General features: G+C 29.3%; 12 protein-coding genes. 1 reads left to right on the top strand and 11 read right to left on the bottom strand.

Going from position 1 to position 13,682, the window contains the following annotated elements:
- Positions 1 to 38: 38 nt before the first annotated feature.
- The 8 genes from BSD9I1_RS08850 to BSD9I1_RS08815 all read right to left on the bottom strand — a co-directional run bounded on the left by BSD9I1_RS08850 (position 39) and on the right by BSD9I1_RS08815 (position 7,683).
- Positions 39 to 245: a hypothetical protein gene (locus tag BSD9I1_RS08850; protein ID WP_207653899.1), complete on the bottom strand. Its 207-nt coding sequence runs from the start codon at positions 243 to 245 to the stop codon at positions 39 to 41.
- Positions 242 to 625 (bottom strand): hypothetical protein, encoded by a 384-nt coding sequence (locus BSD9I1_RS08845; protein ID WP_186430034.1) that lies wholly within the window; start codon positions 623 to 625, stop codon positions 242 to 244. The genes BSD9I1_RS08850 and BSD9I1_RS08845 overlap by 4 nt, the downstream gene beginning before the upstream one ends.
- Positions 618 to 1,154 (bottom strand): RNA polymerase sigma factor SigY, encoded by a 537-nt coding sequence (gene sigY / locus BSD9I1_RS08840; RefSeq protein ID WP_186430033.1) that lies wholly within the window; start codon positions 1,152 to 1,154, stop codon positions 618 to 620. The genes BSD9I1_RS08845 and sigY overlap by 8 nt, the downstream gene beginning before the upstream one ends.
- Positions 1,155 to 1,186: 32 nt before the next feature.
- The gene (locus BSD9I1_RS08835; RefSeq protein WP_186430032.1) at positions 1,187 to 1,981 is read right to left on the bottom strand and encodes an ABC transporter permease subunit; all 795 of its coding nucleotides are present in this window, start codon (positions 1,979 to 1,981) and stop codon (positions 1,187 to 1,189) included.
- The gene (locus tag BSD9I1_RS08830; RefSeq protein ID WP_186430031.1) at positions 1,974 to 2,882 is read right to left on the bottom strand and encodes an ABC transporter ATP-binding protein; all 909 of its coding nucleotides are present in this window, start codon (positions 2,880 to 2,882) and stop codon (positions 1,974 to 1,976) included. The genes BSD9I1_RS08835 and BSD9I1_RS08830 overlap by 8 nt, the downstream gene beginning before the upstream one ends.
- Positions 2,883 to 2,987: 105 nt before the next feature.
- Positions 2,988 to 3,620, bottom strand: coding sequence for a hypothetical protein (locus BSD9I1_RS18840; protein WP_207653898.1), 633 nt, complete (start codon positions 3,618 to 3,620; stop codon positions 2,988 to 2,990).
- 193 nt (positions 3,621 to 3,813) lie between these two features.
- Complete coding sequence (locus BSD9I1_RS08820; RefSeq protein ID WP_242966446.1) at positions 3,814 to 5,247, bottom strand: MATE family efflux transporter; 1,434 nt, start codon at positions 5,245 to 5,247, stop codon at positions 3,814 to 3,816.
- Positions 5,248 to 5,619: 372 nt separating this feature from the next.
- Positions 5,620 to 7,683 (bottom strand): helix-turn-helix domain-containing protein, encoded by a 2,064-nt coding sequence (locus BSD9I1_RS08815; protein WP_186430030.1) that lies wholly within the window; start codon positions 7,681 to 7,683, stop codon positions 5,620 to 5,622.
- Between the two features lie 282 nt (positions 7,684 to 7,965).
- On the opposite strand from BSD9I1_RS08815, the gene BSD9I1_RS08810 reads away from it, so the two are divergent.
- On the top strand, positions 7,966 to 8,142 hold the full coding sequence (locus tag BSD9I1_RS08810) for a DUF3787 domain-containing protein (RefSeq protein WP_081957330.1): 177 nt from the start codon (positions 7,966 to 7,968) through the stop codon (positions 8,140 to 8,142).
- Positions 8,143 to 8,197: 55 nt separating this feature from the next.
- Here the strand turns inward: BSD9I1_RS08810 and nifJ are convergent, their stop codons facing one another.
- The 3 genes from nifJ to BSD9I1_RS08795 all read right to left on the bottom strand — a co-directional run bounded on the left by nifJ (position 8,198) and on the right by BSD9I1_RS08795 (position 13,509).
- Positions 8,198 to 11,740 carry a pyruvate:ferredoxin (flavodoxin) oxidoreductase gene (gene nifJ / locus BSD9I1_RS08805; protein ID WP_186430029.1) on the bottom strand — a complete coding sequence of 1,181 codons (3,543 nt, stop codon included), beginning with the start codon at positions 11,738 to 11,740 and terminating at the stop codon, positions 8,198 to 8,200.
- Between the two features lie 190 nt (positions 11,741 to 11,930).
- The gene (locus BSD9I1_RS08800) at positions 11,931 to 12,920 is read right to left on the bottom strand and encodes a pyridoxal-phosphate dependent enzyme (RefSeq protein ID WP_186430028.1); all 990 of its coding nucleotides are present in this window, start codon (positions 12,918 to 12,920) and stop codon (positions 11,931 to 11,933) included.
- A 376-nt stretch (positions 12,921 to 13,296) separates the two neighbouring features.
- Positions 13,297 to 13,509: a hypothetical protein gene (locus tag BSD9I1_RS08795; RefSeq protein ID WP_035311939.1), complete on the bottom strand. Its 213-nt coding sequence runs from the start codon at positions 13,507 to 13,509 to the stop codon at positions 13,297 to 13,299.
- Between the last annotated feature and the right edge of the window lie 173 nt (positions 13,510 to 13,682).

Below are 13,682 nucleotides of genomic sequence, written 5' to 3'. Positions count from 1 at the left end.
AATTTATAAAATAAAAGAAGGGATTTTTCCCTTCTTTTCTAAGACTTAAATTTGTCGAATATGATCCTTGTAATTATTAAGTATATTATAAGGTTTCCAGGGGTGTTTAATAGTCCAAAAATGCCCCAAAGCCAGTAGTATTTTTCTCCTCTTTTCTTAGCATCCTTAAATATCCAAAATCCTTGAATAATAAGTATAGGTATTACTATAATTAGCACTACTAAATGTGTTTTATTATATATCATAGGTTATTCCCCCTTGCCTTAGTTAAAGCTATAGGAATTATAATAAAAGGCGCTATGAGAATCATAAACATTTGTAAGTATATTATAAAATTAATGCTCACATTCATTGTAATTATAGCTAATATAGTCATTATTACAGTAGATAAAATTAAGAAATATATACTTTCCTTCTTAGTTATTTTATTTTCTCTTTTTTCTATGGCTTGATTAATTATGGACTCTAAAGAAAAATCCAAATGATTTATATCCTCTATACTATCCATGTATTTCTTCATACTTCCCAAACTATTCATATAAACATCATCTTTCTGAAATTTAACATAAGAGCTAGCTTCTTCATTATAAAAATCATCTATATTTTGATTGAAATCTTTATTCATTTATAATCCCACTTTCCTTCATCTTTACTATTATAGAATTAACTGCAGAGTGAAGTCTAGATCGTACAGTTCCTACAGGGCATTTCACTATTTGAGCTATTTCGTCATATTTATAATTATAATAATGCTTAAGTATAAACACGGTTCTTTTTTCATAAGAAAGTTCATTTAAAATTTTAAATACTTCTTTCATCTGCACATTATCTATAACTTTCATATCTACACTTTTTCCTTCAAATATTAATTCCTCATTTAAAGGCAGCATTTCTTTATTTTTTCTTAAATAATCCTTATATAAATTAGTAGCTATAGTTATAAGCCATGTTGAAAATTTTGCTTGAGGTTTAAATTTTTCTAAGTTTATAATAGCTTTGAGCAAAGTCTCTTGCACAATATCCTTTGCAAGCTCCTCATTACCTATAAGTTTTATTGCATATCCTGTAAGTATTTGATAGTTATCATTAATCAAAATAGTTAAAGCATTTTTATCTCCATCTTTTGCATTCTTTAATAATTCCTTTTCTTCCATGGTGTTTTCACCTACTTAATTCATGTTGATAATTAAATTAAATTTTCTGGTACAAATCTTTTTGACATTACTTTAATTAAAATATAATCTATAATAAATATAATAGTTCCCAGAAGTATAAGAAGGGTATTGTTAAGCAAAAATACTCCTGTCATTTGCCCCACAAATAACAATATTATAGGTACAACTATTAATCCGCTTTGCTGCTGAGCTTCTTGAAAAGTTTTAGATTTTGCAGAAACAAGAACTGTAAAACTTAACCCTAGCACTGTTAAAGCTGGCACAACATATATAATTAAAATTATCCATTTCACATTGGGAAATATTATTTCTCCTAAATAAATTACTCCACCTATATTTATCATAATACCAAATATAACAAATGAAATTAATGTAATTATAAATGATAATACAAACACTCCTATAACCTTTGAAATAAATATCTTTTCTATTGAAATAGGTGTATATAATAGAGTTTCCATAGTTTTATGCTCTTTTTCCCCTACAAAACTGCTCGCTCCTATTATATTAGATGACATTATTGGAATTATTAAGAATAAACTTGGAAAAAAGTAATTTACTCCTGTCTTCAATACTAATTCAGGTATAGAAAAGTTAATATATTCATTAGGTAACTTTTCCATCATACTTTCTAGTCCATTTATTTGACCTATTCCCTTAGATGAAAGATTTATGGATATAAGCATTACAATTGGTATTATTATAACAAATACTAAGGGAACTATAATCATAGGTAGAAATATTTGTTTAGAGCTAGTTATTTCATTTAAATCCTTTTGAATAATACTTCTGCAAAGCTTATTCATTTTTTTCACTCCTAACATAATTAAAATATAACTCTTCTAAGCTAACCCTTTCCCTTTGAACTTCATATACTTTCCCACCCTTATTTAAAATGTTATAAAGTACCTGTGAAATCTCTTCATCAAAACTTACTTCTTTTTTATAAATTCCAGTATCTATCTGTTTTATTCCAAGTTCCTCATGGATATCCTCTCCTTTAATTATAATATTATTTTTATAATTAAACCTTTTAGTTAAATCTTCAAATGTACCATATCCTAACATCTTTCCATTACTTACAAACCCATAAAAATTACAAATCTCTTCTGCATACTTTAATTGGTGAGTGCATAATAGCACCGTCACTTTATTTTCCTCAGATAATTCCTTAATAAGCTTTGTAACATTTAATGCATTTTCAGGATCTAATCCTGAGGTTGGTTCATCTAAGAATAAAACCTTAGGCTCATGTATAAGAGCTATAGCAAGTGAAACCCTCTTTTTCATACCCGTACTATATTCTTTAATCTTTTTACTGCTATGCTCATAAAGTTCCAATCTCTTCAAAAGATTTATACTTCTTTCTTTGAGTATGCTTTCACTTATTCCATACATACTTCCAAAAAACATTAGATTTTCTAAAGCAGTTAGATTTTCATAGCAAGCAGCACTTTCAGTCATAACTCCACATATCTTATGTATCTCTAAAGTTTCCTTAAGTATATCCAAACCAAGTATTCTTGCATCCCCGAAATTTGGTTTAAGTATCCCATTTAAAATCCTTACAGTTGTTGTCTTCCCTGAACCATTCGGGCCTAAAAAACCCATTATTCTCCCTTCAGGCAAAACAAAGTTTATATCATTTAAAGCGTTATATTTACCATCATAACTTTTAGTTAAATGTTGAACCTCTATTCCATCCATGGTTATCACTCCTTCATAAATTAAACGTAAATACTCTCAAAAAGTTCATAAATAAAAATCAGAGAAATTTCTATACAAATTTCCCTGACTATATTTAAATCCATATTAAAAAAGAGCTATATGAAGTTTACTTACAGTATTAAGTATTTCATCACTACTTAATTTGTTTTCTGCGTAATCTGTATAAATACTTCGTCCTGTCTTTAAATGTTCAAGCCAGGCCTCAAGTAAACTTACATATATTTGATCAATATAATAAAGATTGCTTGAAGCACCCACTTCGCCTTTATCTGCTGAAAATGTCTCGTACCTTACTGCATAATTTTGAGTGTACCTTATATCCTCATTATTAATCCACCTAACTAATTTAGGATAACCGTTAAAATCGATAATTAAGGAGTTATTATATCTATCATTTCCACTCAATATCACGTCTACTAATTCTTGTTTTGTAAATTGATGCTCAGGTTTTGTTAATCTATGAGTCATTACTTCACAAATATATACTTCTTTAGTACTAATGAAGTTAGATAGAGTTGTATCTATATTGGTTTTATTTATAACTATTTCATGTTCTTTTATCCAGCCTTTTGCTTCTTCATGCTTTTCAAATATCATATCAAGTTCAGTATTGCATTTACCAAAACACTTTTGTGGATACCAATTACCGTCCTTATTTAACCTGTAGCCCATACATTCTTGAGTTAACTCCTTATAGGCTTCTATAGTAAAGAACATGTATATCCCCCCAAGCCTTTTATTATACTTTATATGATTAACATACTATATTTTGTGCTTATTTAATTTTATTATGCTAAAAAAGTTTAAATTACAATAATGTACAATATTTTTAAATTTCAATGCTTTATTTAGTTAAATTTACTATAAATAAAATCCTAAGCTCATATAAACATTAAGCTTAGGATTTTAACTATTTTGCTTCTACACTTCTTATTCTATTAAAGTTTTTACCATAAATACCTGCTGCATAAGATACTTCCTTTTGCTCTTCTATTTCATCTAACGCCTTCATACCCTTTTGCATATATATATACCCTGTGATTGCTGAAATCATATCTGATATAGGATAGGAAAGCCATACTCCAAGTACTCCAAATATTCTTACACATACGAGTACCACAGGTATGAATATTAATAGCTGTCTAAAAATAGATAATACTAGAGAAACTTTTGACTCTTCAATAGCTTGATAATAATAAATTGCTGTAAAATAAACTCCTACAATTGGAAATATAGATATCATTATTCTAAATGCTCCTACGGCACTCTTTAAAATATCCTGTTCCTTTACAAAACCACTTATTATTTCACTTGCAAATATCATCATAATTGCCCACATTACTAAAGTTGTTATATGTGCTATTTTAGATGCCCTTCTTACTACTTCTTTTACTCTTTCATAATTTTTTGCACCATAGTTAAAAGCTACTATAGGTTGCATTGCAGATGTTATTCCAAGCATAGTTATATACATAAACATAGATACCTTAGATATAACTCCTGTCACAATTATAGCTGTATCACCATAATCTGAAAGTGTATTATTTAAAATTACTGAAACTACTGCATCAGATATCTCTATTATAAATGTTGAAAATCCTACTGCAACTATTGTTACTATGATATCTTTATTTAAATTGAAATTCATAGAAATATTATATTCTTGTTTAATCTTTGAAAAATTATAATATGCATAAATTGCTGATATTACTTGGGAGATGACTGTTGCTATAGCTGCTCCCTTTATTCCTAGAGGAAATACCATAACTAGCATAATATCCAATATAACATTGCATAAAGCTCCTATTGATGTGGCTATAAGATTTGCTCTTGCGTTTCCTAGCGATGTAAGCATATACCCTATAATAACTGTGAAACATTGAAATATTCCACCAAAAATTACTATACTTATATAATCCTTAGCATAAGGAAAAATATTACTCGTAGTACCAAGTTTAATTAATATAGAATCCATAAATAAATATATAAAGATTGTAAGAAATGTAATAATGATTAACATTAATGTTAATGCATTTCCTAATATATACTTCAATTTATCCTTATTACCTTCCCCTAAACTTCTTGCTACTGCAGTAGATGCTCCTACCGCAATTAGAAGTCCTAGAGAAATCATAAAACGCTGTACTGGGAACGCTATACTTAAAGCTCCTATAGCTTCGGCTCCTATAGCTCTACCCACAAATAGAGTATCCACTATATTGTAAAGCTCTGCAACGAATAAGGATATTATGGCTGGTATGGCAAACTTTATAAGAACTTTATTTACATTTTCTAACGCAAAAGCATTGGTTTCTTTTGAAATAGCTTTTGTATTAATTGCCATAATTTCCACCTTCTTTTCCTTTTCGTTTATAAATTATTATTTAATTGTCTTTGAGATTTTAATAAATTCCCACGACCCTTCGTTATTGTTAATACAATGTAAAATTTCTATAAAAATAATTTCGTTTTTTATTGAAATGCATATTTTTATATTGTATAATCTTTTTGTAATTTAAATTAACACGCTTATTTTTATTTTTTATTTAAGTACTTTTAAGTACTTTTTTCTTTTTTATTTATTATAATCACGCTTATATATATATTATATTGTAATTTTTGTTTATTTACATTCACTTAAATGCTTAATACTAAGTACTATTTTGCTTACTTAGGCTTTTCTCGTTTTGCCCAAATAAACACAAAAAGCATCTTATTAAAGATGCTTTTGTACTTTTTTGAGCATTATTAGTATAGCTCCATACCCTTGTACCTTGGGTACTAAATTATATATTGCACTTTTTTTCGCAAATCTTAAAGATATTTTAGGAAAAGATGCATTATCCATTACATCTCTTTCATCGTCATTTATACGACTAGGTTTGCCTAAGCTAACCCAATAGTCATATGCAGATCCTACTTTTTCATTTATTTCGTATTCAGTTAAAGTATAATCATGATAAAGGTTTATTATGTTAAGTGAAAATTTTCTTTCTGCTGTCCTCTTAATTCCTCTTCTTTTCAATATACTTTCGACTCCTATAAGCTTATCAATATCTTCTCCATAACTATGAAGAAGAATTTGAATATCTTCTCCCTTTTTAGTTACTATACATCCTTCCCCATTGTGTATTATATAATCCCCCATACGTGAAAGAAAATAATAAGCATAGTAGGAAGGTTTTTTGATTCCATCTTGAGTTATAAGTCCATTGTCTCCAAAGAAAAGTTCATTAGAAATTTCCTCTGTAGGACTTATGCTATCAAAAGCCTTAAAATACACATTATTTCCTGTTATGGAGTTATGTATTATATAAGGTATCATATAGCAAGTATCATAAGTCATATTATTTATAGGTTCTTTTATGTCATAATCAACTAGTTCAAAATAGTTCCCTATAAGTTCTCTGATTTTGACTTCATATTCTTCATTTAGGCTCCTTTTTATAAATACCTTCCATTTAGAAAGTTCATAATCTCCCAGTTCATCTCTGAAGTAAGATATAAAGCTATCTAAAAGATTTATAAGAAAATCATCTTTTAAACTTCCATCTATTATAATGAAGGGTCTTAAATTAATAGATAGTAGAAATTCTATAATTTTTTTTACTTGATACCAATTAAAAAAGTTCTTATTATTTAAAAGTACTCCTGCGTCTTCGGTAAAAAGCTCAAATATCATTGCATATTTGAATTGTATATCTTTTTGTATATTTATTAAAAATTGTCGTTGCCTTTCTTTAAAAAGCTCTTTTGCCTTTCCAACACTTATTATCTCACTAAAGGTATGATTAAATTCTTCACCATCTATGGATGCATCTATATTCAACTTTATTATTCTATTTTCATAGTTAAACCTATCATAGTCTTCAAGATAAATACTAAGATATTCTAATGCATTTTTCACATCCAATACTTCATATTTTTTCATAGAATCTAAAACATCATCGTTTACTTTATGCTTTTTTCTGTACTGCATAGGTGTACATTTATAATGTCTTTTAAAATGTTTATTAAAGTATCTTATATGTGAAAATCCTAGTTCCTCTGATACTTCAGAAATACTCTTATCTGTGTCCAAAAGTAGCTTTACAGATTCCTCTACTCTTGTTAAATTTAAAAAGTCTTTAAAGCCATATCCTACTGTATTCTTTATTTCATGTGATAAGTAATAGGAACTTAAAAACTCCTTCTTTGCTATATCTTGAAGACTTATCTTGTTTTTATAGTTATTATATATATATCTTACTATTCTATCATATCTTTCAAACTGCTCTTCATTTTCTTTTAAGTCTTCCTTTTCATAAATCAACTGATGAAAATTATTAATAAGATGGTATAACAGCTCAACTAGTGTATCTTCAATAAAGTCCTCATATTTATCCTGTTTTTGTATAACCTCACAAATAATTATAGATAAGTACTTTCTTAATTCATGATACTTTTCTTCTTCTTGTGCTCCTTCATCTGAAGAATTTGTATAAAATGCAATATTTCTTATATCATTTATATACTTTTCAAAAAAGTTAGGATCTATTTTAAACATTAAAACTTCATTATATGCTTCACTTTTTATACTATGAGATTCATCACAATTTATAATCTCAATTTCTCCTTCTTCTACTTCATAGGTCCCAGATTCTATAGAAACCCTTATCTTACCCTTAAGTACAAACAATATCTCTATAGAATCATGCCAATGTATAGGATATTCTTCAATATTTACTTTAGATACCTTTAAAGGTAGTTCAGGTAAATATTCAATATATTCTCTTCTCATTAATATATTTCTCTCCTTATTTTTCAAGTTAATTTAATATTTATTAAGATTTATATTTATATTATATCTTATTTTGCTTATATTTTCCCTTTGTTGTTAGTTATATTTTAAAATATTTAGTTTACAGTTTTTAAATTTACATAATATTTATTATGTATACAAATCCTTTAAGAAAAAGCTACCATAACTATACAATCATCACTTTCATTATATTTGTATAACCTTTTATGCTATTGCTAATAATAGACTTGAAAATATATTATATCGAATAGGAGTGATATTATGAACAAAACAGATAGTATAAAAGTTAATGCTAATTCTAAGAAAACACCTATTGAACAACACGATACTGCTGCTTGGGCTAATATAGAATATCTAAAACCTGTATCTCAAGTATCAGTACCAAGTGATACTGAAGTATTTAATGCTAAGGAATGGGTAGATTCAAATCAAAAATAAAATATATTTTAAAAAAGGATGCCTTGTTTTATTAAGGCATCCTCTTTTATTTAATTTATAGTATTTCTGATAATTTTTTGTACAATTTATATTTTTCTTTTGCTTGTTTTTCAGAATCTGCAAAAAGTTTTTCTGCTTTATCTGGGAATATATTCATAAGTGATGTATATCTTATTTCTCCCTTTATAAAGTCTTGGTATGATTCTTCTGGCTCTTTAGATTCTAACATAAATGGATTTTTGCCCTCTTCTTTAAGCATTGGATTATATCTATATAAGTGCCAATATCCCGATGTCACTGCTTTCTTTTCTTCTGCTATACTGCTTCCCATACCAGTCTTTATTCCATGGTTTATACATGGAGCATAAGCTATAATTAAGGATGGTCCGTCATATTCTTCTGCTTCTTTTATTACTTTTAATGTTTGATTCATGTTAGCACCCATAGATATTTGAGCTACATATACATTCCCATAGGTCATTGCCATTAATCCTAAGTCTTTCTTTCTTGTTTCCTTACCTGCAGCTGCAAGCTTTGCTACAGCACCAGGGCGTGAAGCTTTTGACATTTGTCCTCCAGTATTTGAGTAAACTTCTGTATCTAAAACTAAAACATTTACATCTTCTCCAGTAGATAATACGTGATCAACTCCGTTGTAACCTATATCATAAGCCCAACCATCTCCTCCTATTATCCATTGAGACTTTTTAATTAAGTAATCTTGTTTTTCAGCAATTTCTTTTAAAATTTTATTTTCAGCTAAATTACAAATCTTAAGTTCTTTTATTATGCTTTCAGAAATTTCTTTTGATTTTTCACCATTATTCATGTATTGAAGCCATTCTTCAAAATATTTTTTTAGATTTCCTCCTATATCTTGTGTTATAGCTTCTTGCATAAGCTCAGCTATTCTTTCTCTTATATGTTTAATTCCTAAATACATTCCAAATCCATATTCAGCATTATCTTCAAATAATGAATTTCCCCAAGCTGGTCCATAACCCTTATGATTGGTTGTGTATGGTACTGAAGGTGCACTTCCACCCCAGATTGATGAACACCCTGTAGCGTTGGCAATCATCATTCTATCACCATATAACTGGGTTATAAGTCTAACATAAGGTGTTTCTCCGCATCCTGGACATGCTCCGTTAAATTCTAGTAATGGCTTTTTAAACTGACTGCCTTTTACTGTGTAAGCATCCATTACATCTTCTTTTTCTTGTATATTTGACTTTTCATATAATGAAGCAGCAAATTCCCAATTAGTTTCTTCCATTTCAATTTCCTGTTCTGCTGGTTTCATTATTAAAGCTTTACCTGGTGCTGGACATATATCTGCACAGTTTCCACATCCAGTACAATCTAGTGGTGCAACTTGAATTCTATATTGATAATTTTCTAATCCTTTTCCTATTGCTTTCTTTGCCTTAAAGGTATCTGGTGCTTCCTTTAAATCATCCCCAGTAAGTAGAAATGGTCTTACTGTAGCATGAGGACATATATATGAGCATTGGTTACATTGTATACATTTGTCAATTTGCCATTCTGGAACCATTACTGCTATTCCTCTCTTTTCATAAGCAGTAGTTCCAAGTGGGAATGAACCATCTTCCATCCCAACAAAAGCACTTACTGGCAGCTCATCACCCTCTTGTCTTGCCATAGGAATTTGAATATTTTTAACAAATTCAGGTACATCCTTTTCATTGGCTGTTTGTTGTTTTATTTCTATGTTCTTCCATGAATCTGGTACAGCTACTTTTGTAAGTCCTTTAATTCCTTCGTCTACTGCTGCTTGATTCATTGTAACAATTTTCTCACCTTTTTTACCGTAAAGTTTTTGAATAGACTCTTTAAGATATTTCACAGCATCTTCTACTGGTATTACATTTGCTAGCTTAAAGAATGCAGCTTGCATTATCATATTAATTCTTCCGCCAAGTCCTATACTTCTAGCAATGCCTATTGCATCAATTGTATAGAAATCGATATTATTTTCAGCCACATATCTCTTCAAGTAGCTTGGTAGTTTTTCATCTAATTCTTCTGCTTTCCATGCACAATTTAGTACAAAAACTCCACCCTTTTTTAAGCCCTTTAATAAATCATAATTGTATATAAATGATTTATTATGACATGCAACATAATCGGAATTATATACTAAGTATGGAGATTTAATAGGCTTCTTTCCAAATCTCAAGTGAGATACGGTGGTTCCTCCTGATTTTTTACTATCATATGAAAAATATGCTTGAGCATATAAATTGGTCTTATCTCCTATAATCTTAACTGCACTCTTGTTTGCTCCAACAGTTCCGTCAGAACCAAGTCCCCAGAATTTGCAGCTTATAGTCCCTTCTGGAGTAGTATCTATTGCACTTACTTCTGGAAGGGATGTGTTTGTTATATCATCATTTATTCCAATAGTAAAATGATCCTTAGGATTATTTTCTTTTAAGTTATTAAATACTGAAATTATTTGTGATGGTCTAGTATCCTTTGATCCTAATCCATATCTTCCTCCAACCACCACAGGTTTTTTATCCTTTGAATAAAATACATTTGAAACATCTAAGTATAGTGGTTCAGCTGTAGCTCCTGGCTCTTTTGTTCTATCTAGAACAGCTATTTTTTCTACTGTTTCTGGCAGAACTTTTAGGAAATAATTTTCGCAAAATGGTCTATATAAGTGTACTTTTATTGCTCCTACCTTTTCTCCCTTATCTATTAAATAATCTACAGTTTCTTCTATAGTGTCACATACTGAGCCCATTGCCACTATAACATATTTTGCATCCTTTGCTCCATAATAATCAAATGGATGATATTCTCTGCCAGTTATCTTCTTTATTTCCTGCATATAGTTTTCTACTATATCTGGCACTGCTTGATAAAATTTATTTGAAACTTCTCTACCTTGGAAATATATATCAGGATTTTCAGCAGTTCCTCTTAAGCTAGGTCGCTGAGGATTTAATGATCTATTTCTAAACTCATTAATTGCATTGTAATCTACAATTTTAGCTATATCTTCATAATCTATCACTTCGATCTTTTGATATTCATGAGATGTTCTAAATCCATCAAAAAAGTGCATGAAAGGTAAGCTTGATTTTATGGCTGCTAAGTGAGAAACAAATCCTAAATCCATTGATTCTTGAACATTTGAAGACGCAAGCATTACAACGCCTGTTTGCCTACAAGCCATTACGTCTTGATGATCTCCAAATATGGATAGTGCATGAGTTGCTATTGCTCTTGCACTTACATGGAATACTCCAGGTAACAACTCTCCCGCTATTTTATAAAGATTAGGTATCATAAGTAAAAGCCCTTGGGATGCTGTATATGTAGTAGTTAAAGCTCCTGCTGCAAGGGACCCATGAACCGAACCTGATGCACCTGCCTCAGATTCCATTTCAACAACCCTAACTTGTTGGCCAAATATATTTTTTTTACCTTCTGCAGACCATTCATCAACACCTTCTGCCATAGGAGTTGATGGAGTAATTGGATATACTGCAGCAACTTCTGTAAACGCATAGGATGCATAAGCCGCTGCTTGGTTTCCATCCATTGTTTTAGTCTTTGCCATTTCTTTTTCCTCCTTAATAGTAAATATAAGTTTTACATAAGTATTATTAGACTAATAATTGTATTTTATGTATTATAAAAGACTTCTATTTTATATAACAAAACCCCATGAACAACTTTAAAAAATGTTCACGGGGTTTTGTTATATTGTATTTTTAAAAAATTAAACTTTATATTTTGGGCATAATAAATTATTTCTTTAATCCTGTTCCAGTAAGTGGTACAACTATTTTAAAATCCTTATTTATATTATCTTTAAAATATTTATTTACTCCTGCTAAAGTAGCTGCTGAAGTATATTCTACATACATTCCCATATGAGATAATACTTCCTTTGCCTCTTTTACTTCATTATCTGATACGGTTATAATATCTCCATTGCTTTCTTCTATTCCTTTTATGATCTCATCAATTCTCATAGGTGTACCTATAGCAATTCCTTCTGCTAAAGTTTCCTTTGGACATACCTCTTCTAAATTATTGTACTTATTATAAATAGGTGCACAATTTTCACTTTGTATTGCAATAAGTCTTGGAAGTTTCCCTATCTCCTTGAATCCATAATAAGCACCTAAAAACATAGTACCATTTCCTGTTGGTACAAACAAATAATCTGGTATTCCTATTTCGTCATATATTTCATATGCCATGGATTTAGTTCCTTCAAAAAATAATGGATTATATACATGAGAAGCATAATAATATTTTTCAGCTGCTATCTTTATAGCTCTTGAAGTATCATCCCTCATCCCAGGAATCTTTACTATACTTGCACCATAAGCCTCTATCTGCTTTATTTTCCCTTGTGATGTGTTTTCAGGCAGATAGATATTACACTTTATTCCTGCAGCTGCTGCATAAGCTGCAATAGCTGCCCCTGCATTTCCTGATGAATCCTCCACTATTTCTTCTATTCCCATTTCCTTTATTTTATTTACTAAAGTTATAGCTCCTCTGTCCTTGAATGACCCGGACGGCATTAAATAATCCATTTTTAAAAACATATCTATTCCATATATATTTCTTTTTACAATTGGAGTTTTTACTTCTCCTAGTGATAAATTTATTTTCACTTTTTCTTCTTTATCTTTTTTAATATTAAACAATCCACCACAGTCACATTTATATTTAAGTGTATTTAATGGATATTCATTATTACATTTAGCACATATGAATTTCATTTTACTTTTCTCCCCCCATTAAAAATTTTTCTTTAATATTACTATACTAAATTTGTTATCAGTAATTTCCCATTAATATGGAAACTATATAGTAATATTGTACAACCTTGAAAATATTTTAACAATTATTATTTAAAAAATAATAAGCACAGAGAATTATCATTCTCTGTGCTATAAAATATTTTAAGTATAATTTTAAAAAAGCTCACTATATATTCGCCATCTACATGAGTAAGTATGTCTCTAACCTTTAAAATTAATATATTATCAAAGCCTTTTACCACTTCTCCATATAATGTATTAACTCCACCTACAACTGCATTTTATTTAAAGGATTTAGAGCCATTTGACTCTAAATCCACTTAAATTTGATTTGTTATCCTAATGCTACTATTTGGCTTCCTGCGAAGTAAACTGTAGCTCCTGGTCCAAAACAATCATAAGGTTCTACTAATCTTATTGCTAAAAGTGTTGCTGAGCTTTGAGCTGGTATTATTTCTCCTCTTGCTATTGGGAAAACATCACTTGTTGTTATTACAGTAATTACTGAAGTTCCAAAGAAACCTACTACTCCTAGAATATCTATCATAAATTACACCTCCTTTTACTCTTTAAGTAATCCATTTTTCCTCTTTTGCATTTCTAATATCACTATATGGTTTTTTTTAAAAAAGGTTCTTTATCTTCTAAATAAAAAAAAAATATATATATGCTTTATATCTGTGAAACATGCACAATTCACTGTTTAAAATCATATTTTTA

The organism is Clostridium sp. BSD9I1, assembly GCF_900185645.1.
Classification (GTDB): Bacteria; Bacillota; Clostridia; order Clostridiales; family Clostridiaceae; genus Clostridium_AK.
This window is presented reverse-complemented; position numbering and strand designations above follow the sequence as displayed.

Excerpts from the sequence above, each read along its gene's own strand:
- nifJ (WP_186430029.1), bottom strand. The coding sequence starts at position 11,740 with ATGGCAAAGACTAAAACAATGGATGGAAACCAAGCAGCGGCTTATGCA.
- BSD9I1_RS08835 (WP_186430032.1), bottom strand. The coding sequence starts at position 1,981 with ATGAATAAGCTTTGCAGAAGTATTATTCAAAAGGATTTAAATGAAATA.
- BSD9I1_RS08820 (WP_242966446.1), bottom strand. The coding sequence starts at position 5,247 with ATGGCAATTAATACAAAAGCTATTTCAAAAGAAACCAATGCTTTTGCG.
- BSD9I1_RS08850 (WP_207653899.1), bottom strand. The coding sequence starts at position 245 with ATGATATATAATAAAACACATTTAGTAGTGCTAATTATAGTAATACCT.
- BSD9I1_RS18840 (WP_207653898.1), bottom strand. The coding sequence starts at position 3,620 with ATGTTCTTTACTATAGAAGCCTATAAGGAGTTAACTCAAGAATGTATG.
- BSD9I1_RS08830 (WP_186430031.1), bottom strand. The coding sequence starts at position 2,882 with ATGGATGGAATAGAGGTTCAACATTTAACTAAAAGTTATGATGGTAAA.
- BSD9I1_RS08810 (WP_081957330.1), top strand. The coding sequence starts at position 7,966 with ATGAACAAAACAGATAGTATAAAAGTTAATGCTAATTCTAAGAAAACA.
- BSD9I1_RS08800 (WP_186430028.1), bottom strand. The coding sequence starts at position 12,920 with ATGAAATTCATATGTGCTAAATGTAATAATGAATATCCATTAAATACA.
- BSD9I1_RS08845 (WP_186430034.1), bottom strand. The coding sequence starts at position 625 with ATGAATAAAGATTTCAATCAAAATATAGATGATTTTTATAATGAAGAA.
- BSD9I1_RS08815 (WP_186430030.1), bottom strand. The coding sequence starts at position 7,683 with ATGAGAAGAGAATATATTGAATATTTACCTGAACTACCTTTAAAGGTA.
- BSD9I1_RS08795 (WP_035311939.1), bottom strand. The coding sequence starts at position 13,509 with ATGATAGATATTCTAGGAGTAGTAGGTTTCTTTGGAACTTCAGTAATT.
- sigY (WP_186430033.1), bottom strand. The coding sequence starts at position 1,154 with ATGGAAGAAAAGGAATTATTAAAGAATGCAAAAGATGGAGATAAAAAT.